This is a genomic window from Gorillibacterium massiliense (genome assembly GCF_000455485.1).
Lineage (GTDB): Bacteria > Bacillota > Bacilli > Paenibacillales > NBRC-103111 > Gorillibacterium > Gorillibacterium massiliense.
In genome coordinates, this window is sequence record NZ_CBQR020000128.1 from 18,620 (window position 1) to 39,539 (window position 20,920).

General features: G+C 43.8%; 15 protein-coding genes. 1 reads left to right on the plus strand and 14 read right to left on the minus strand.

The window, feature by feature from the left end:
• Positions 1–168 precede the first annotated feature (168 nt).
• The 3 genes from TJ79_RS16850 to pyk all read right to left on the minus strand — a co-directional run bounded on the left by TJ79_RS16850 (position 169) and on the right by pyk (position 3,391).
• Positions 169–876 (minus strand): response regulator transcription factor, encoded by a 708-nt coding sequence (locus TJ79_RS16850; protein ID WP_040951514.1) that lies wholly within the window; start codon positions 874–876, stop codon positions 169–171.
• A gap of 332 nt (positions 877–1,208) precedes the next feature.
• Positions 1,209–1,811: an adenylyl-sulfate kinase gene (gene cysC, locus TJ79_RS16855; RefSeq protein WP_040951515.1), complete on the minus strand. Its 603-nt coding sequence runs from the start codon at positions 1,809–1,811 to the stop codon at positions 1,209–1,211.
• Between the two features lie 161 nt (positions 1,812–1,972).
• Positions 1,973–3,391: a pyruvate kinase gene (pyk, locus tag TJ79_RS16860; RefSeq protein ID WP_040951516.1), complete on the minus strand. Its 1,419-nt coding sequence runs from the start codon at positions 3,389–3,391 to the stop codon at positions 1,973–1,975.
• Positions 3,392–3,609: 218 nt separating this feature from the next.
• Here pyk and TJ79_RS16865 point away from each other — a divergent pair, with 218 nt between their 5' ends.
• Positions 3,610–4,521 (plus strand): LysR family transcriptional regulator, encoded by a 912-nt coding sequence (locus tag TJ79_RS16865; protein ID WP_040951517.1) that lies wholly within the window; start codon positions 3,610–3,612, stop codon positions 4,519–4,521.
• A 246-nt stretch (positions 4,522–4,767) separates the two neighbouring features.
• On the opposite strand, the gene TJ79_RS26795 is transcribed toward TJ79_RS16865, so the two are convergent.
• From TJ79_RS26795 to TJ79_RS16905, 11 genes are all read right to left on the minus strand, one after another.
• On the minus strand, positions 4,768–11,583 hold the full coding sequence (locus TJ79_RS26795; protein WP_081756953.1) for an S-layer homology domain-containing protein: 6,816 nt from the start codon (positions 11,581–11,583) through the stop codon (positions 4,768–4,770).
• Positions 11,584–12,048: 465 nt separating this feature from the next.
• Entirely contained in the window at positions 12,049–12,423 is a 375-nt protein-coding gene (locus TJ79_RS16875) for a sensory rhodopsin transducer (RefSeq protein ID WP_040951518.1), read from the minus strand.
• A gap of 736 nt (positions 12,424–13,159) precedes the next feature.
• A complete protein-coding gene (locus tag TJ79_RS28685; protein ID WP_155987930.1) occupies positions 13,160–13,477 on the minus strand; it encodes an ATP-binding protein in 318 nt (105 codons plus the stop codon).
• Positions 13,478–13,693: 216 nt separating this feature from the next.
• A complete protein-coding gene (locus tag TJ79_RS28455) occupies positions 13,694–14,020 on the minus strand; it encodes an IS66 family transposase (RefSeq protein WP_272944752.1) in 327 nt (108 codons plus the stop codon).
• Positions 13,912–14,622, minus strand: a complete 711-nt coding sequence (locus tag TJ79_RS16880; protein WP_052339687.1) for an IS66 family transposase — start codon at positions 14,620–14,622, stop codon at positions 13,912–13,914. The genes TJ79_RS28455 and TJ79_RS16880 overlap by 109 nt, the downstream gene beginning before the upstream one ends.
• Positions 14,610–15,059 (minus strand): DUF6444 domain-containing protein, encoded by a 450-nt coding sequence (locus TJ79_RS26085; RefSeq protein ID WP_052339688.1) that lies wholly within the window; start codon positions 15,057–15,059, stop codon positions 14,610–14,612. The genes TJ79_RS16880 and TJ79_RS26085 overlap by 13 nt, the downstream gene beginning before the upstream one ends.
• A gap of 138 nt (positions 15,060–15,197) precedes the next feature.
• Positions 15,198–16,055 (minus strand): leucine-rich repeat domain-containing protein, encoded by an 858-nt coding sequence (locus tag TJ79_RS16885; protein ID WP_040951519.1) that lies wholly within the window; start codon positions 16,053–16,055, stop codon positions 15,198–15,200.
• A 165-nt stretch (positions 16,056–16,220) separates the two neighbouring features.
• Positions 16,221–17,291 (minus strand): polymorphic toxin-type HINT domain-containing protein, encoded by a 1,071-nt coding sequence (locus TJ79_RS16890; protein WP_202903335.1) that lies wholly within the window; start codon positions 17,289–17,291, stop codon positions 16,221–16,223.
• Between the two features lie 180 nt (positions 17,292–17,471).
• A complete protein-coding gene (locus tag TJ79_RS16895; RefSeq protein WP_040951521.1) occupies positions 17,472–18,713 on the minus strand; it encodes an IS110 family RNA-guided transposase in 1,242 nt (413 codons plus the stop codon).
• 307 nt (positions 18,714–19,020) lie between these two features.
• Positions 19,021–19,803 (minus strand): recombinase family protein, encoded by a 783-nt coding sequence (locus TJ79_RS16900; RefSeq protein WP_040951522.1) that lies wholly within the window; start codon positions 19,801–19,803, stop codon positions 19,021–19,023.
• Between the two features lie 674 nt (positions 19,804–20,477).
• Positions 20,478–20,870: a hypothetical protein gene (locus TJ79_RS16905; protein ID WP_155987932.1), complete on the minus strand. Its 393-nt coding sequence runs from the start codon at positions 20,868–20,870 to the stop codon at positions 20,478–20,480.
• Positions 20,871–20,920: the final 50 nt, after the last annotated feature.

A 20,920-nucleotide genomic window follows, 5' to 3' on the forward strand; every position in this document is an offset into this window, starting at 1 on the left:
ATTAATCACCCATCTGGAATTGTTCGCTGATTGATGGTTATCCTTACTCGTGAAAAGTATGTAGGTACCGCTGCCAACAATTAACGCCAGGCACAATAAAGCGGTAAGAAGCCATCGGATTGCCAAGCGATTTAAAATCACAGGAACACTCCCCGAAGCCGAAGCTTATTAAGTTACACTGAATTTGTAGCCGACTCCCCATACGGTCTTCACTAACGAAGGCTTGGATGGGTCCACCTCGATTTTCTCACGAATACGACGAACGTATACCGTCACGGTATTATCATCGCCGACCGATTCGTAGCCCCACACCGCATCGAGCAATTGGCTCTTCGTGAATACCTGATTCCGGTTAGCGGCCAAATAATAAAGAAGCTCAAACTCCTTGGCGGATAAACTGATCTCTTGCCCGTTCAGGCATACGCGATAAGCCTTTTTATCGATCGTAAGATAACCGAATTGCAGGAAATCCTTATTATTCCGAGCAGAGGGTTGGTTCGCCATGCTGTCGTATCTGCGAAAGTGCGCACCGATGCGCGCCGTAAGCTCGCTAAGCGAGAACGGCTTCGTCATATAGTCGTCCGCGCCGAATCCGAGACCCATTACCTTGTCCGTGTCGCTTCCTCTCGCGCTTAAGATCAGAATCGGTGTATCAGCACACTCCCGGATTTGTCGGCATAGCTCGATGCCGTCCATATCCGGGAGCATGAGATCAAGAATAATGTAATCCGGATGCCACGTTGCCATTAGTTGCAAACATCCAGCTCCATTGCCGGTGTAAGCAATCTCGTAGCCGGCATTCGTCAAGTATTGCATCAATATACGAGAAATATCTTGCTCATCTTCTACGATAAGTATCTTTTTGGTAGAGTTCATGAGCATCCTCCATCGACCTAGTCGGAAATATTTGTAACCAAAGTATACTATAAAAATATAAATGAATTATGAACGCGGTCACATTCTTCCAGAGAAGTGGGTAGCATGGACCTGATAAGTTGGCAGCCTTATAGATCGATAGACTTCATATCATGACAAGTTTCCCATCGATAAATATAAAAACGGCTGCGCAGTCTTCAAGGACTGAGCATCCGTTTTTGATTTTGATGATTATTATTTTTCGGTACTCCGTTTCTGATCAATCTTGTTTCGCCGATTAATAGGTATGATTTTTTCATAGTTTCTGAGTGTTTTCGCAATGTACCTAACACTCACTCTTCTTTATAAAAACCGTGGAAAACCAAATAATCCATAATTCTCTTTACTGACTCCTCCACGCTTAAGCGATTTGTCTCAATCGTTAACTCCGGGTTAAGTGGCGGCTCATAAGTGCTATTTAGACCCGTAAAATTTAAAAACTCCCCAATAATTGCTTTCTTATAAAGACCTTTTGGATCTCTTTTTTCACAAATCTCCAACGGGCATTTCACGTGTACCTCTATAAACTCATTTTCGGCAAACATCGAACGAACTTTTTCGCGGTCACTTCGATAGGGGGATATCAATGCAGTAAGAGCAACTACCCCCGCTTCGACAAATAACTTAGAAACCTCGCCAGTTCTTAACGTTTCAATCTGTCTATCTTTTTGGGAAAAACCCAGGTCATTATTTAGTCCGGATCTTAAATTATCACCATCCAGCGTGAATGTTTTAACCCCCTTTTGGAATAATCTTTTGTCCAACTCTTTTACCAATGTTGCCTTACCAGAACCCGACAAACCGGTAAACCATAGGACTCCACTCTTATGACCATTCCTTTTTTGGCGAGCAAGCTTATCAATGTACATGTTTTCCCATACCACATTGCTTGTCATATTGGTCCTCCTGTCATACGTTCAATCAAGCCTTATACGGATAGACTAAAAAGTAGACACGGAGAACCGAGAGTAGGAATCAAAATATCCACATTCGAGGTGACCGTGATAAGGAATTCGGTTTGCGGAGGCAACGAATAAAGCTTGGGTGACCGATTCTACTATAATGAAAGGGGTACATTATACACTTTTATCATATTCGTGGAACCAGATTGACCAAGTGGTAGGCCGGCTGTTACAACCAAATAATCTCCATTCCCTACGATCTGATTATCGAGACAATATTGTAAGCCAACATTCATCAACTCATTTTCTGTTTCTACTGCTGCAACTAACGGAAAAACCCCACGGCACAAAGTAAGATTGGCAGCAGTTGAATGGGTTGAAGTCACAGCAATAATAGGTTGTTGTGGCCGATACTTGCCTACCATTCGAGCAGCAAAGCCAGTTACTGTTGGTGTTATAATGGCCTTTGCTTGAATTTCATTTGCAATTGAGCTCACAGATTGGCTAATTGTCTCTGTAATAGAAAGCGGAGTAGTATCTCTAGAAATTTGACGTTGATATTCTTTTGAATGCTCGGCACTTTCGGCTATTCTCGACATGGTTTCTACGGATTCAACTGGATACTTTCCTACAGCGGTCTCTCCAGATAGCATTACTGCATCGGTACCATCAAAAATGGCATTTGCCACATCTGTCGCTTCCGCTCTTGTTGGTCTAGGGTTTATCTGCATCGATTCCAACATATGTGTAGCTGTGATAACTGGTTTTCCAACGGAGTTACATTTGTTGATAATCATTTTTTGAATTTGTGGAACATTCTCAACGGATATTTCAACACCAAGATCCCCTCTGGCAACCATTATTCCATCAGTAACCTCGATTATCGAATCAATATTATCTATACCCTCTTGATTCTCGATTTTGGAAATAATTCGAATTTGGTTTGCGTCATTCTGTGATAAAATTTCTCTTATCTGTAGGACATCCTCTGGTTTTCTTACAAACGATGCAGCAATAAAATCCACACCCATTTTGATACCGAATAAAATATGCTCAATATCCCGCTTAGTTACGCCAGGTAAATTCACACGCATTCCAGGTAGATTTACGCTTTTCCTAGACTTTAAAACTCCATTATTTTTTACAACACAATGTACATCTTCGTTTTCTATTTTCAAAACATTTAACTCAATTAGTCCATCATCCACCATAATAATCGAACCGATTGTTACGTCCTTAGGAAGATCTTTATAGGTTACAGAAACACGATTGTTGTCACCAACTATTTCTTCAGTTGTTAAAATAATTGAATCGTTCTCAACCAGGTTATACGAACTTTCCTTTAACTTGCCTAAACGAATTTCCGGGCCTTTTACATCTAAAAGAGTAGCCACTGGGCGATTAAGTTTTTGGGACTGTGCTTTAATCGTTCTTATTCTGTTCCCGTGCTCTTCATAATCACCATGGGCAAAATTTAACCGAGCAACATTCATACCCGCCGTAATTAATCTATCCACCATCTCTGGAGACTCACAAGCCGGTCCAATCGTACAAACAATTTTCGTCTTTCTCATTTCCAGTCGCCCTCTTCCACTTCCATATTTTAATGAAAGTTTAGTCCAAGCGTTGTTATAAATCAAATTAATGTTTTTGCCTTATATATAAAAAATTATGTGTTGAACAGTTTACCTTATTTATATCTGACTAACTCAATATGAAGTAAGAATCTAGTCTTCCAAGGTATAGACTTCCAATTTTTTTTACTCTATTCTAGAGTTGTGGAGGAACTTTTATGAATATACACGCTCTTCGCATCTTTAACATTGTTGCTAAACGGCTAAGTGTAACTAGAGCCTCGGAAGAACTCTGTATTAGCCAACCAGCTGTTACGGCACAAATTAAGAACTTAGAAAAAGAGTTGGGCAATGTAAAACTGATTCATTCAACAAAAGGAAAAGGAATTGAACTAACCGATTTAGGAGAATTACTCGCGCGCCAAGCAGAACGTCTATTCTATTTAGAATCTGAAATTGAAGAAGTTATCGCAAATTACCAAAAAAGTAATTCTGAACGTCTCAAAATTGTAGCAACGTATCTGCCTGCAAACTTGTTATTACCTGAGTGGGTAGCAAAATATAAACAAATTAATGAGCAAGTTGAAATTGTAATTAATACATCGAACTCCAAAGGAGCATTCGACCAGTTGCTTCATTACCAAGCCGATCTTGCGATATATGGCGGTCTAGCCGAGAATCACCCTTCAATCGACTGGGATGAGTTGTTTAAAGACGAACTATGGTTTATCGTTCCTCCAAATCATCGACTAGCAAATAAAAATGTCTGTCTAGCCGAAATGATGAAAGAACCATTTATTTTAAGAGAAGAGGGCAGTTCCACACGAGACCGCCTAATTTCCTTATGTAAGGCTTATAATGTACAGCCACCGGTTATTTCTCTTCAATTCAATGGACTTAGTGAGACCATCCATGCCGTAATGGCTGGTTACGGAGCAAACTTCGTTTCCGCTCTAGCTGTACACAAATATGTACAACACGGGGTAGTAGCAAGAGTCTATGTTTCCGATGTCGATCTTAAGAATACAATCGCGATCTGTACTAGGAAGAACGACCGCCTTTCAGAACAAGCTAGAGACTTCATTTCCTTAATTAAACAAAATTACATATTTTCAAAGCAGTTACTTTAACGAAGAAATAGGGCAATGTTAGCGCCTTAAAACATAGAAAATGCAAAAAGCATGCAGATGTTCTGCATGCTTTTTATTCAATTCATAACTTCATAAGCACTCGCTTTCTTGATCAGTTGGTGAAACCCAAGTACGGCTAAGCAGGATAGCTGATACCCGTTCATCAGATGGACGACTCTGCCAAGGCCGAAATCGTGTGCCCTGCCCGGTTAATGTGAATCAAGATTTTTTTGCTTTTCCTGGGTTTTACCTGGACAGCAGATTGTAGAGAACCGCCGCCACCTGCGCACGGGTAGACTTACCCTGTGGGCTGAGCTTTCCGCCGTCCTCGCCGGAGACAATGCCACCCTGCACAAGGGCTAGCATTGCGTTTCTGGCATAATCAGAGACGGATGCTCCGTCGTGGAAGCTGGAAAGTGTGTTGCTGTTTTTCGCCTTTGGCAGTTCGCCCAGTTTATCCAGTGCGTGGTAAAGCAGCGTGAACATATCCTGACGGGTGATTTTCCCCTCCGGAGCAAACTTATTGTTGCCGACGCCAGCAGCAATCCCCAGTTCCTTCGCCTTTGCGAGATAGTTCGTGTAATAGGTATTGCCCGCATCGGCAAAATTGCTGCCGAAGCTGCTGTCGGGTTGGATTCCATAGGCCCGCATCAGCATCACAATGAATTCTCCGCGTGTGACCTCCGCGTTCGGGTTGAACGATCCTGCCGCTATGTCGGCCGTGATGCCCCGGGCGGCGATGAACGTTATCGGCGCATAGTACCATGCAGAGGATTTTACGTCATTGAAGCTGATCTTATTGTATCCCACAGCGTACTTTGAGAAATGGGACACGGTAAAATCCAATGATTTTGTCCCGCTGTTATAAAAGCTGCGCACAGTCTGAACCTTGCCGGTGCTGTCAAGGTAGTACGCGACCACGGCGTTGGGATCCTCATCGGCCCCAAGAGTGTACGGGATGCTGATGGAGGCGGAACCGCCGTTGAAGCTGGAAATCGCGCTGCCGCCTGCCGTCACCGTGAAATCATATACCGGGCGGTTGCCTACCTTCATCTGTGCCTCAGCGGATAGCGTGGAGGCATCCACCTTGGTAATCGAAAGGTTGACGTCATTTAAACCCGCGGCCCTGCTGATGGAATCTATCGCAGCGGCGTCAAATGTTACGGTGGCAACTCCGGTGACAATCCTTAGTTTGGTATTGGTATTTTTAGCAATGTTGGAGAGTGCCGCCGCTGGAACGGTCAGGTTTGCGGAAACCGTTTGCGCTGTCGATTCCAGTTTGATCGTCACCATGTCGGCACCAGACTTTTTCGCGGCTTCCACAAGGTCGTCCATAACCTTTTCGCTCACAGAACCTGTGGTTTTGCCGGATGCGTCTGTTGTGCCTTTGACGGTTGCTTCAGTCGAACCGTCGGGTGTAGGCGTGGAAGTTGCACCGCCGCCACCGCCGTTCGGAGGTGTTACATGTCCTGTGCCAAGCAATGCATTGCTCAAATTAGTCTTGACAGCATCGTCTTTTATAAGCGCAATACTGTTAAGAGCCATGTCGATATCATAGGTTTTCTTCGTTTGCTGAGCTTTTGCAACGGCAGCCTTTGCGGCTTCTATCACAAGGTTGGCATAGGGTTCTTTTAGCAGATACAGGTCCGCAACTTTGGGATAATTCTTAATATTAAGGCCAATTCCGTATTCCATAGCAAGTCTGGCAGTCTTTGATCCGTCGGAATCATTAACCAAAATTGTCATACCCATCCTATCAAAATTTGCCGGTCTATCCTGTGAGGTGAGGGATGACCACGGAATCGCAAGGTCATAGGTAGTCGTTTTTGCTGTATCGTCGCGCTTTATTTTAGATACCAGTCCATCCGGCTTAAACGCTCCGGTGGTTCGGCCTGTTGGAGCTGCCCAGCACCACGTATGAACGGTTGCTTTGTCATTGTCGAGGGCAAATCCCAATTCGCTCGTGTAGGTTTGGCCGCCATCAGAAGCACTCTTATCCGTATTGACGGCTACCTGTATTCCGTCCCCCTGCCAGATATCTCCAGAGCCGCCGACAAGGTAGTGTATATCATCTTTAACGACGAGATACAAATACAAGTTCTTTTCGTCCCACTTGAAATTGCCGGTCATACTCAAATCGTCCGGACCGTTCCACTCCTCCTTTCCTTGTCCAATCTGACGCTCAGAATTCGCAATCGCAAATGGGGTGCTTCCATATTCAAGACCGGTCTTGCCATCATAACGGTCTGCAAAAGACGCGTCTACCCTTGTAGATAGTTCAATCTTTTCTCCGCTGTCTAGCGTAACTTCGAAAACGAACGGGGCGCTGCTTCCGTAATAAGGCAGGTCCAAACTAATATTTTCGCCGAATTTGAGTGAGTTGAATCTTACCGGGGTAAAATCAGCCGCGTATTCTGCGGGAGAAGTCATTTTAAGCGTTCCGCTCATCACTGTATCTCTTGCCACAGCTATCAACGCTAACTTTTTATCCGGTCCGGTTCCACTGAGAAGTCTTAGTATCATCGGCGTTTTTATGTCGGAGCCGTACACATAGCCGCCTAGCTCGTCAACATAATTCAAGCCGCCGGTACGGGCGTAATAGTTGTTGCTGAGCTCCACTCCTTTACCTGTATCATTTAAATACGCATGATTTGTGACGTTATTCGTCTGGAAATAGGAGGTGTACACATAAGCGCTGCCGCCTTTGACGCGTATGCTGGGATCTCCGGGATTAGAGAAGTTTGTCTGCTGCAGACGTACATTGCCGTTATTAACCACAACGCCCTCAGAAACATTGCCCCAGAATGCACTGTTATACAAAGTCAGTACGGCCTTCGGGTCAACTTTTGCAGTATTTACGCTATCTCCCATTAAAACATAGGACCTATTCGGCTGAGGATTATCGCTATTCTGCGTAGTAACCAGCTCGGAGTTGATTAATGTTATCTTAGTCGACGGGCTTGCGTCTTCCACAAACAGACCGAACGTACTTCCGTCTGTTCCGTGACCGATTACTACGATTTCTTCGGGATTCTTGCCGGTTATTTCATCTTTCAAAAAATGGATGCCGTTTTTCGAGCCAAAAACGAAATTGTTGAAAATCGTCTCGTTTTTCACATCGCCGAATTTGAGCGCGCTGTAGTTGCTTCTCTGGAATGCGTCGAGCTGCGCTGCCGGGTATCCCATAAGCCCCTCGCTTCTGACGCCGTAATGCGGATTGAACTGCATATTTCTGATATATCCGCCTTCCGCTCCGCCACCTACCCAAACTCCCGCTCTTGCGAGCGAACCGGCGAAGTATTCTACGTAGTGACCGCTGGTATCGTATGAAGCAAGGTCGATTCCTTTATCACCGAGCGGTACGGTAACATCAATAATATATACGTCACGGCCTTTTCCCTGTATCAGGAACGGAGTTTTTCTGACCTCCATGCCGGCGCCGCTACCTTTGATGACTAAATTTTTCTGTACAATGTTAAGTCCTCTGAGACCGGCGTTTGCCTCAAGCTGTATAAGCGAAGCACCGTTTCCGTCGCCAGTGCCTTCATACGTTGTAAATATCGCGGTTCCGCCGCCCAGCGTATGGTGCTGAACGTCCCATGAGCCTCTGAGCTCAACCCCCGAAGGAACAACAATGGGATGATCGATAAGATATTTGCCTGACGATAAATATACCGTGCCACCGCCATACGTTTCTTTCATATAGTTGAGCACGGTTTGCAGGTCTGCGCTAACGTCAACTGTCGGATCGGTGGTGCTGCCTAACACATTGCCTTTTATGGCTCCGTCGGTAGTAAACCTGACCACCCATTCGCTGCCTGCTTTGGGCTGTTTGGCTATATCGGTGGATATATTTTTTGGCATAGGCTCAAATTGATACTTTGTGCCATTGTCTATTTGAACCTTTGCCGCGCCATTGCTCTCGTCGGTCACCTTCAGGCTGCGTGTGCTAATCGTATCCCCGAATCCCGAATTAAGTGACTTGAACGTATTTACGTTTGCGCCAAGATAGGCGTGACCTGCAGATTTCATAAATTGGCTTTGGGTGAGCAGCACATTGCCGCTATTGAGCTTGAGAGCGTAATCGCCATAATCATCGAACGTACAGTTCTCAAATGATATGACGCCGTCTTTGCCGTCGCTGACAATGGGACCTTTGAAATCTACGCTGTTGAATTGTACGGATTTGTTGAAATCACTATGGAAATATGCGGCACGTGTGCCATCCCCGCTGGCTGCGAATACGGAATCCGATATAAGTAATCCGTACGAGTTGACGTCTTCAACATCTAAAGCAGTCCCGCTGTTTTCGATATGCAATCTGTAGAATTGTGCATTCGGACTATCAGCAAAGCCATATTCTCTGCCTACCCACATCCCTTTGTTGTAACCGGAAATATACAAATCGGATACGTATTCCCAGTCGGAGCGGTGCATCTGAAATCCGGTGCCGTGCTCTCTCGTATACGCAGTCACTTCTGCAAGCGAAGGTGCGCCGGCAAGTCCGGAATTTGCCCAATATTTAGGGTCTATTTTAACATTCTCGATACGTCCTATGTCGGTGCATACATGGATTTCAATTCCTGTACTGAGCGCCGTTATGTAGCTGTTCATTACATAATGCAGTTCACTTGGCGCGGAATAAAAGCCGTTATAAGAGTTTACAAGAGTGACGTTTTCTACTGTTGCGCTGTCCCCTCCCCTATGGAATAACGTCCAGGGGTATTTAACCGCTTCGCCATTATTAATTACCTGCTCCGGATACCAAATGGACAGGTTGGTTACGCCTGTGCACGCATCCATATCGATAAACCTGTCGGCTACACTGTCCTTGGTAGTGCGGACTGCGTTACCTGCCTGCGGATCTATCCATTCACTATCCACATATCTGTCATAATTTGGCGAGTTTTTACCGGCATAAACCTCAAGAATCGTGCCGAGAACCTTGCCGTCATTTTTTTCCGGGTCTGCCCAATCTCCGCGGAGCTGCACGCCTCTTTTGACATCCAGCACACGTTCATAGGATTCCGTTGTTGTACCGGTCTTTGTCTTAACTGACTTCGTACCGGTGGCCGTTGAGCGGAATTCATAATGGCCTGCCGGGATATAGACTACGCCGCCGCCAGCGTTATACGCCGCATCAATGGCAGCTTGAAAAGCCTCTCTGTTGTCAAAGCCTCTTTCGGCTTTTGCCCCATAATCGGTAACAACAAAATTGGATATCACGTAATCTTTTGTAGGATACACGGGTGTGAGCGCTTTCGTTACGTTAAGTCCGGTAGCATCAAAATGAATAACGGTCAAATCAAATTCTACCGTACTCGTTTCGCCGCCCTTGCTCACCGTCGCCGTAAGTTTTACGGTCGCATCGGTATCGCCTGAACGGGTTACTACTCCTGTGTTGGTAATCGCAGAATGATCTGTGATCCATGAAATATCCGTATCATACAATCCCTTTACCGGAAGGTTAAGGTTTGTTTTCACATTATCTTTATCGATGTTTGCGCCTTTGATTTTGTCCCATGTCAAATCGCTTACCGCTTCCGCTACTTCTTCCGCCGGAGTCACTGTTTTTGCATCCGTGCGGATGAGCGTGCCGGTGGAAGCCGCGCCGGTATTGTATCCCGCCTTCTGCTTGGCGCGGGCAAAGAAGTAGTAATCGGTATCTTGTTTCAAACCGTCAAATGTTCCGCTGTCCTGCCAGCCGTTTGCCGGGGCTGTATTGGTTTCGCTTTTCGCGTATTGTACGTTTTGCCCGTTACCCGGAGCAGCTGAAGACACCGTAATGCTGTTGGCTGATTTTGCGATCGCAGTGGGAGCATCCACAGTTGCGCCCGGTCCAGGTATGGGTGAGTAAGGGTTATCCTGGAAACGCGGGTTTTTTATGTATACATCGCCCGTCGGAGCCTTGTCGAATGTAAGATTCATCCTTAATCTTTTTGCGTCCTTCAAATCTGCGGGAGAATAACGGTAATCATAGTTATGTGCGTTATTCCACGCGATTTGCGTTGAAACCGTAATCCATTCGCCAACAGACTTTGTTTTGATTTCACTTGTGCTAACCAATAAACGCGCACCATCGTCAAAATCATTGGGTGTGCTGCCGGCAGTTAAGGACATCACGACAAAGTCGCCATTTCTATCGTTTTTGATTTGCTCCAAAAATGACTTGTCGGTTACCTTCATATCGAAAACAAAGAATTTATTGGCATAAGCTGACAAATCCTGATTAAGGTCGTTAAAATACAGGTATTTATTCGTTCCGAAATCATCGTGCCACTTAATCTTTGTCACAGCTTCTCCATCCACGGTAGCATTTTCCATACCGCCGCCGTTGAAGAAATCCTTCCATACCCTTGCATCTACTGTCGGTTCATATACGGGAGAGGGGGAATTGGGGTCGTTGCTGAAGCGTACATCGCGGATATACATCATTCCGCTTACATCGGCCGTTCCATTGATGAACCGGAGACGTATGCCGGTCAGTTGCGAAAGGTCGTGGTTGTTCCCGCCTTCATGTATGGAAGTCAGCGGAACGACAACCGTTACCCAGTTATTAGCGCTCGCGCCCTGGATTTTGCCGGCTTCCGAGTTTCCGTTGAGCTGGAGAAAGCTGCCGTCATTCGTTTTTGTGTAGAGCCGTGGATATAACTCGCTGATATTTTTCAGCAAATCCGCGTTGTCCGCCATCATGTCAAACATCAAATAGCCATATTTACTGACATCTGTAGGCCAGCCGCTTTTGATGTCTAATCCGAGAGAACTCCCAGAAATCGCTGAAATTTCAAAAGCGTAACCGCCGACCGGCGCGGTTTCCACGCGCTTGGCTGTAGCGACGCCTTCTTTTATGGCGATGTTCTGCTCAAAGCCCCAGGCATACACAAGGTCGGGTGTAGTCCCGCTCGCCCCACTCCCCCCGCCCGCTAGGTCGGAGATTGTCTCACTCGCCAATACGGGAGCCGGTTTATTCACAAATACAATTTGAAGCATAAGCACTGCTGTCAGTAATAGACATAACGTTTTTGCACTTCGCCATTTGAAAATCGTTTTTTTGCTTTTCACGGTAGCATCTCCCTCGTCTTATTGATATACTAAACGGTTAGTAAATCTTAAGAAGTGTAGGTTTATGCAACCGTTTACATATATCGTATCATCACATTTAACATTCATCTTGTCAATAACCATAACAAACACTTTGTGTTTGATATATTTTAAACGCGTTTTTCGTCTAAATATGACATATATATTGAATATTCTACTGTCCCTATCCATATAAAAGCGCATAACAAAGAAACCGAATTTTCGTTATGGAAAAACCATTATCCGGCGGAATGATCAGAATCTTACAAGAAAAACGAAGCGTTAAATACCGCTTCGTTTTTAAAACCTTATTCAATTCGTCTGAAATCGCGCGTTTATCAATCGTATGGGGCTTTTACCGGCAAGAGTAAATCCAGCGGGTACTGATCTGATTTCATCATGAAAAAGGGCTTCTTGCGGCTAAATCTGCCTGCAAGAAGCCCTATGTTATTTAATCGGAAAACCGAGGGTGGTCATCAGCGCATTGGCCGGTTGCGTCGAATCAAGCCGGCTGTACTGAACAATCACCGGCACGTCACTCTCCACTTCCATGGCATATGGAACTCCTGTTGGAATCGTTTCGCCGTCCTTCTGCAGGTGAGCGGTACGAATGTGCTTCGTTCGCTTTGCCGGAACGGAGTCTGCCATCTTTTCCAAGGGAGGGCGGTCCTCGAAGTATACCGTCACCATAATGGATGCGTCGCGATCGTGAGGATTCAACACGCAGATGGATTCGTGGCTTTTCAATGAGCCGGTGCTATTCGGTGGAATGTATCCGTCCGGGATATACCAAACCGTATGGCCTTTCTCATGGGTAGACATAGAAGACTCCTCCCGTTATCGAAAATGGGTTTACCGGTTCTCCCTCATCCAGACCGCCATCTACCAAGCCGTGATTCCCCATAAACAATAGAGAATAGCACGGATTGAAACGCAGACCGACTTCGTGGCGGGGCGATAAGTTTTCTCCTTATTTTCCCATGATTCGGAGTCCATCCGCAAGCCATTATGCGTATTTGCTTCAGACATCTCAATCCTAAAGTTATAGCTATACCGGCATGGGAATGATGCCCTTGAAATAGCAAAAAGCCTGAACCATTAAGGGTTCAGGCTGATGACAACTTTGTTTTCTGGTGAAGGAATCATCATGTGTGGCGTCAAAATTAGTGAGAAATTCACAAGCAAGATCCCTTATAGATTAAGGGATATTTTCATAATTTATGAGAATCTCGGTCGCCTCACCGATACCTGTAAAGCGATTTAGTCACAATTTGTGAGAAATCCCACTATTTTGTAATGCATAAATATACAACATTATTCAAATGAGGCAAAACGTTGTAAAAGCATCATTGTCCGTAGTGTTTGGCATCTTCATTTTGAGCAAATCAGATACAAGGCAAAAAAAAGACCCGATCAATAAATGATCGAGTCTGATGTAGATCAAAATATATTTATATTACTTGATGAATGTCGCACCACACTTGGAGGCTCGCCAAAAGTTCCGGAATATATGTACCAGCAAAAACAAATTTCACGTTAACTTCTTTTGATAGGAACTTTAGTAAATCAAACAACTCCAACCTGTGTCCACAATATTCAATCTCTTGAATGTCGCTATCATAAGATGAGAGCTTTGCTTGTTATGAAGCATAGCTATAAGTATTTCTATTAATTGCCCTTCAGATTGATATCTTGCAACAACTGGTACATCGAGAGAGTTGAGAATTGCAAGCAAAATCGATTTTGGAGACTTCAAAATAATAAAAGGCAATTTGATATAAACCGCTGACTCATGCTCGTGGCAATATCTCTTCATAAAAGTGGTTTTTCCGGTTCCTGATGAAGCTGTAATAAAGCAGAAGACTGTGTCAGTCACTGTCCTTTAGAAAATTTGAGATGCGAGGTTAACAATTTCGTAGACTAATATTCCATCTTTTCACCGCCCAAATACCGTGGATAACAAAAGTATCGCCACAAAGATGGAATTTTATACATATCCTATTGTTACTAAATAGCTGGATTATTTGTTACTACTTACGTCATTTGAAACTCTCCCCGAAACATAGAGCATAGCGAGGCAAGGATAGAGTGATCACTTAATCAACGTGGAAATGACGCTACGAATGCGCGCAAAGTAAACCGCCCCGTCCCATGTTCGGAAGTAACCGGAGATCTTTTGCTTGACCTTCACCATACGCACATCACGCTCAGCCTGATTGTTGTCGAAGGGGACTCGCGGATCGAAGAGAAAGTTGAGGATAGCGGTCTTGTATTCTTGCAAGCGATGGCCGAGATTGCCGGCTTTACTCTTCATCTTTCGGCCCCTTGGCCCTGTCTTCTCGCGAACCGGGTCATTCTGCCATTCGGCCTCACCCCGGACCAGAATGGAGTCGTATTGCGACTCCAGCCGTTTGAGCAATGCCCCTGGAATGGGCTCTCCTCGTTCACGGCACGTACAAGCAATCTTCCAGCAAATCTGCAAAAGTTGTTCATGCGGCCCGACCATCGATGCTTGTCGTACTCCGAGATGGCTTGAAGCTCTCGCAGCAGATGCGCGCAGCACAGTTGCCGCTCAAATTTAAACTCATCTCGAAAATATGCGGCGTAGCTGTCATGAACGACCACGCCTCCGTAGTCTGCAAGAATATCGCTAGCTTTCATGCCTTGCGATCCACGGCTGGTATGTAAAGTAAGCAATGTGTAAGAGACGTTGGAGGCAACGTGCATCCAGTTGGTCGTTCCTTGGATACGCAGTCCCGTTTCGTCGCAATGGATCACCGCACTTTCCTTCAGTCGTTCGCGAATAACATGTTCGATAGGTTCCAGCTTGCTCGACGCGGATTCTAGGTAGGAAAGCAGTGTTTTGTCGAAGGGGCGGTACCCGCACAGATCTTCGAATAACTGACCAATCCGCTCAAGCGGCAAGAGTTGATAGACATTTAAATATACTGTCCATGCGGCGAACCCCGTCCCGTATTGGGTGGGGGCCTCAATGCCAGCCGGTGCCGTTACACGCTGCATATGATGACAGCATGACAAACGTTGTGATGGAGACGATGCTCGGTCACCACGACTTTTGGTGCATGGATGTCAAACTCTTGGCGTTTCTCGTACTGAACCCCCTTCATGCCAACGAGAGTCGTCTGACATTTCTCGCAGTGAGAAGGAAAATGGTCTACGATATGGTCGGGTGTGGCGGATAATTGTAGCGTGCTGCCTTTGTGACCCTTTGGTGCTCCTTTTTTACCACCCGATTGTCTCAAAGGTTTGCGGTAACCGTCCGAGGAAGGTGGTTTACTGCTTGTGATCGAGTTCTGTCCGAGTTGACGCCGCAGTTCCTTCACTTCTTGTTGTAGCTTAACGATACTGTCCGTCAGCATCTTTAACGTGACATATATCTGCTCGCGGTCGCCGTTAACGATTTCCCTCAGTTGTTCATCACTAAAATTGATCTCCATAAGTGCGGCCGCCTTCCATACTTTAAGGTATCATTCAATACCCTAATTTTGGAAGTATTACACAAACACCTAAGTAGTAACGATTATTTGCGCTATGAATATGAATAAACTTAACTCGCAAACTGGATGGAGCATTGATTAGTGAACTGATAAATTTAATTCCTCGAATTTGTGCGAGTAATGTTTTTTATTGTTAAACCCTACATAATCCATGCCAACACATGGAGATAAATCACCGTCTAGAATATTAGTATCAACAAAACTGATTTTTTTCAATGCATTTAATCTTTTAATAAAAGATAGAGAATCAATTTCTCCACATTTAAACAGCTTTAAAAACTCCAGATATTCCAATTTAGATATATAATCATAATTTTTAATTTTTTTACACGATTCAAACTCTAGTGTAGTTAGATTAACAGGTAATTCGTCCAAGTATATCAAATTTCGGAGATAACCGAGTTCAAGTTTATAGAGTTTCTTCAAATTACCAAAGCCTTTAAGAGACGTTATTTGTGATTGAACAATTCGTAAAGTTTCTAAATTGTGCAAGTTGGAAAGTTCTTCAAGATTACCCATCTCACTTCTATAATTCGTTAACCAAAGCCTTTCTAGATTCCTACACTGATTAAGATTAATAATCTTTGAATTCCAAGTTAGCGAAAGGGTTTTTAGATTATTAATCGCTGATAAGTCAACATTAACCTTGTTTTCTGAAATCGAAAGACTCTCTAACTGCGGTAATTCATATAAAACAGTGAAATCCTTTAAATTAGCGGCATTATAGATACCAATATCTTGTATATGAGGGCACTCTGTCAAAAAGTTCAAGTTATTTTCCTTGTACAGATAATCATTAATCATTATTTTATTAATATTATTTCGGTTTACATATTCAATACATTCTGATAATTTTTCTTCATTAATTACAAGGGTGTCATACTGTTGATTTAGGATAAACATAAATCCATCTTTCATCGAATAACCAAAATCCATTGATTATTCCTCCCCAAAAATTTCTAAAAATCTTAATCTGAGTAGAACCTTTTTACTTATTGAGTTCATGGAGACTTGGCAGACAAGATCAGTCGCGAACGTTGTAATAGAATCATGCCTGCCACTCCATAAAAGTTAGCCTTTCATGCAATTATAATAAGGTTCTTAATATTCGTCTCCATCTTCTTCATAATATTTTTGTCCAGGACTTTGGATTAAATTATAGATACTTGAAGATACGGTACCTAAACCACGAGCTATCATCTTAAGGTACTCGGCTTTAAATGCTGCCCTACCACTTGCTGCCCACTCCCATTCAACATCTACAACAGGATCGTTATTTGCTAACGACACCCTATTAGCTGATGTCTTAGACCTCATATAACTTCCTTTTCCAACATACTGCATCCCACTTTGAAAAGTTATTACATAAGACCCTGTTTGACCTAACGGATTACTTCCACATTTATTATGAACTAGGACATGTTCACTAGAAACAAAATAAGTATGCCAATCCTCCACTTCAAAGTTATACGTCTTTACTGGTTGTTGCAGTTTTTCCAAATCAACCGAAGAAATAATTACTTGCTCACCTGAAAATAGGACGACCTTATCTCCTTTTTTCAAGTCCCCAGCTTTTACCCACCCTTTATCATTTACCCAGAATGGATGTGTAGGTGTTGCATTGATTTCCTCATCGCCTATTTTAATATGGGTAATTTCGGAGGTTTCATTTAAAAATACTTCTTTAACACGTTTTAAACCTTTTTCTCCTGTAGCTACATTTTCGGAGTATACTTCATCCCCAACTTTGATATCTTTAATTTCTTTATCGCCATCTTTTGTAGATATCAGTGTATCTCCGGTAAAACAAACTATTTCACCATAGAATTGCTCTAAACCTTCATCAGTTGAATTACCAAAACTAAATACACTAATATAGTTATCGTAATTAGAACTAATTAATGTTCCAGCAAGTGCATAAATTAACTCAATTGAACTTAGACCTGAACAAATTCCTGAAGTGAAATCAAGATTAGAATTTATAGTACCATCACGTTGCAATATTCTGATAGCATCCTTTAAATTCTTATCAGATATATATTTATTCCTTACATCCATCGCTCTTTGATGCGCCAGCGCTCTTACAGCATCAGTTGTTGCATTGGCGTATAGAGTTGATGCTGAATCAATTGCTTGTTTATCCTCCGCAGTGAGCGGTAAAGCTAAATCCACAGTCCAAGAATGGCCGGTTGGGTCCGAGTATATTAATGGATTATTACCCACATACGTATACAAATTCAACGTCAGGGGATTCGTTAGTTTCCCCTCATACGTATCCTGTGTGATGAACCGCTATATTCTACGAAAAAAGCGGCGAAATCAATAGATTTACACCGCCGTCCCCATCTATCATTATACAGCATTTTCCTTTGGTATTGCAGGCAAGACATACTCCGTCTTATTCTTCATCATCTTGTAAACGATGTTTACCAGCTTCCGCATAATACAGACATTCGCCTGCCCCTTCGTCTTACCCTCGGATTGCTTCTTGTTGTAATAGGCAAGGAAGATCGGGTTACGTGGTTCCTTGTAGCGGCGAGATAGGGCTAATTGGCGGCAGGCTAATTGAAAGAATAGTTCGTGTAGTTCCCGATTCCCTTGAGAAGTCTTTACTTGCTTCACAATCCCACCCGAGCCGACATCAACAGGAGCTATCCCGCAGTATCTCGCAAGCTGATGTGGTGAAGCGAAACGCTTAATATCCCCGATCTCCGCTACAAAGCAAGCCGCTGTTACCAATTCCACTCCCGTCAACGTTTCCAGCTTGTAGCCTAACTGCTCCATTAGCGGCTTGATCTCTTGTTCCACTTGGGCGATCTCCCGCTTGTGAAAGCGAATTTCTTTGACCAAACTCCGTACTATGAAATCCCGTTCATCCTGAAAATCGTTCTCTAGCTGCCCATCTGTCTGAACCAAGGATAGAATTTGCTCTGCCTTCTTCGTAGAGCAGGCATAGTTGCTTAGTTTCTGTAGGAAATGCGTTAACTCCTCTACACTCATGCCTGCCAAGTGGCGGGGCGAAGGATAGCGGTGGAAGAAACCTAATGATGTTTTCCCATCCAGTTCGGAAAAAAACTTCTTATATGTCGGATAGTGATGCCCTAGCTGAGCATGTAGCTTACGGATGGAGAAGGCCAACCCCTTCATGCTAGATGTCCGTCGAGATAAAAGCTGCTTCACCGCCCACACATGGTCAATCGGGTTTGCTGCTGGTAGGCGGTCATATTCCTCCATTAGCACTGCCGCAATACATTCCGCGTCCCATGCGTCCGACTTTTTCACAGTATTATGGCTTTTACGCTTTGCACTTGAAAGCTTGCTGCTCACTTCCTTGACAATAAACTTCTGTTCCTTGAGATAGACCGTCAGCTTCCGCCCGTAGTTCGTCGTATCCTCCAACCCGAAGATGATGGCAGTATAATTTCCTTTAGCGGCATGCTTGTGGATTTCCTTGACCATCTGCGGGAAGGCAGCGGGTTTGTTGGCAAACGTAACCTCGCATACCTTCTCCCGAAAGAAGTTCATAGCTACCGCCGTATGCTGTTGCTTATGCGGGTCTACCCCCACGAATAGATATTCCAAGCGTTCTCTCATTCTTGATTCATCCTTTCACTCTGCAAACATGTGGTGGATTGAGTGATTGGCAAAGGGCAGCTCGCAACCTCCAGTATCGAGCGTTAACCGTTGCCGATTCGCAAAGACAAATGAGCAATACCGCCCTTTATCAATCACTCAATGGATTCTGTTGTCATAGAGCTTGGGGGGATTATGAATAGATTCGCAATCTGGGTACAAGCGTTCACCGAATAAATTACAGTGCGCAGCGACACTACAGCGTTCCCTATTCTCCCTTACTTGCTCTATACGACATGAATACACCTAAGTTAAGCGTTACATAAATCTAAAGTATCGGTTGATGCAAGCCTTTGGCCTCAATATGCCCATAGCGATAAATCCCCCGATAGAAGTCCTCGCGGTCAAGGATGCGCTTGACTTGTACCTTCGTGAAGGGCTTACCTTGAACGGTTCTGTAGCCCGCTTGATTCAGTTCTGCGGCGATTTGAGACAATGACCATAACAGATGTTCTGCCTTGATCTTGAACAGCCTACGCACTGCCCCAGCCTGTTCTGGGTCGATGGTGAGCGTCTTTTGTCCTTTGGCGGCTGAATAGCCGAACGCCACTCTCCCGCCTGCATAACCGCCCTCCTGCGCCTTTTTACGACGTCCTCGACTCAGCTTCAATGCGATCTCTAGCCGCTGGTATTGGTCTAGCAGTTCCATCATGCCGTTTACCAGGAAGTCCGATGGATCGTGAGCATAGATACTGTATTGGGGCTGCTCAATGGCTTTCACATCAACTTTATGCCGTTTTAACTCCCGTTGAATCAGCACCTTCACGATATCCGCCCGCCAAAGGCGGCTGGTGTTCAGGACGACAATATATTTCACGTCACGCCATTTCAGGTCAGATAGCAACTCTTGAAGCCCATCCCGTTCTATTGTCAGTTCGTCCTCATCCACCTTTGCCCCTGAAATGCCTTCATCCTTGTAGATGTCCAGCAGTTCGAGGTTGTGGGCGGCGCAGTAACGTTGAATATCTTCCGTTTGGTAGGCTAGGGAATAGCCATCCTTTACCTGTCCCTGTGTAGAGACGCGGACATAACCAACAACCCGATCTTTCATGCAATATCACCGCTTCATTTACTTCGTCTACTTTACTTCCCCTTTTTTCCTCTTCCCTAATTACTTTCCCCTTTTAACGTTCTTAATATATAAATATTACATTCGAAGTGATTTGTAACATCGTGATGTAAAAATATTTTAGTTTATTTTCACGAGCATGCAAACTACGTTTCGTTGGAGTTCATTTGTTTAGGAGTCCTATAATTCACTCTAAGCCCTCTTGTGATATTCAATATGGGTTTATATATCCTTAATCCACCAAATGAAATCCGGGTCAATCTGGAGGTTCTAGGAACCCCTTATCCTACGGATTTGAACTTAGCATTAGGATGATTAGCTGAAATTGCTTGGCTTCGTTCTCTCCCGCCCGCCAAATGAGTGGTGCGTGGTGCGCGGCGGGGTTAATAAGCAAAAAAAAACACATGGAGTTGATACACTCACATGTGGTTCACGGGTTGTACTGCTGTAAACAAATAACCGATATCATTTTCTCCTGTATGGCTAGATTATGATTCAAGTCCATCCAATTTCTTCATTATCAGGTGAATCCAATTAGGGACTATTCAAGTGTCTCTCAAACCCTTGAGATAGCCCCTTCACATTTACCTAATGAACATGCGTTAAACTGATGTCCATTTTCATATGATTTTCAATTAAGGTAGAACTAAATGTTTTTAATTGCTTGATCTAAATTCATCAAAAATTATATTTATTTTTTTATCAATAGAATAAACATATATCTTTTTAGGATTGCTTTTTTCTAAAGCCGTTGCCTTCCCGATAATGTAACCTCCGCTATTTTTTTCTGCTCTTGTGTAATATAACTTTTCTATGGGATAACTTGAAACCAAAATATTATTTTTACTAAAATCATTATTTGGTATCTGAAAGCCCCATTGCTTGGCCCTCACTGAGTTAGTATTTTTATCTATTATTTCAAACCAGAAACCAGTAGCATCAATATTTGCCATTATTTCCTCTTTTAACTTCAACTCTACATATACTTGTTTGTAATAATAAATATTCCAGTAGTGACGACCAACTACAAAGATTGCGACGATAATCAACGTAATGGATATGACTAATATTTTTTTAATAATACACTTACCTCCATTGA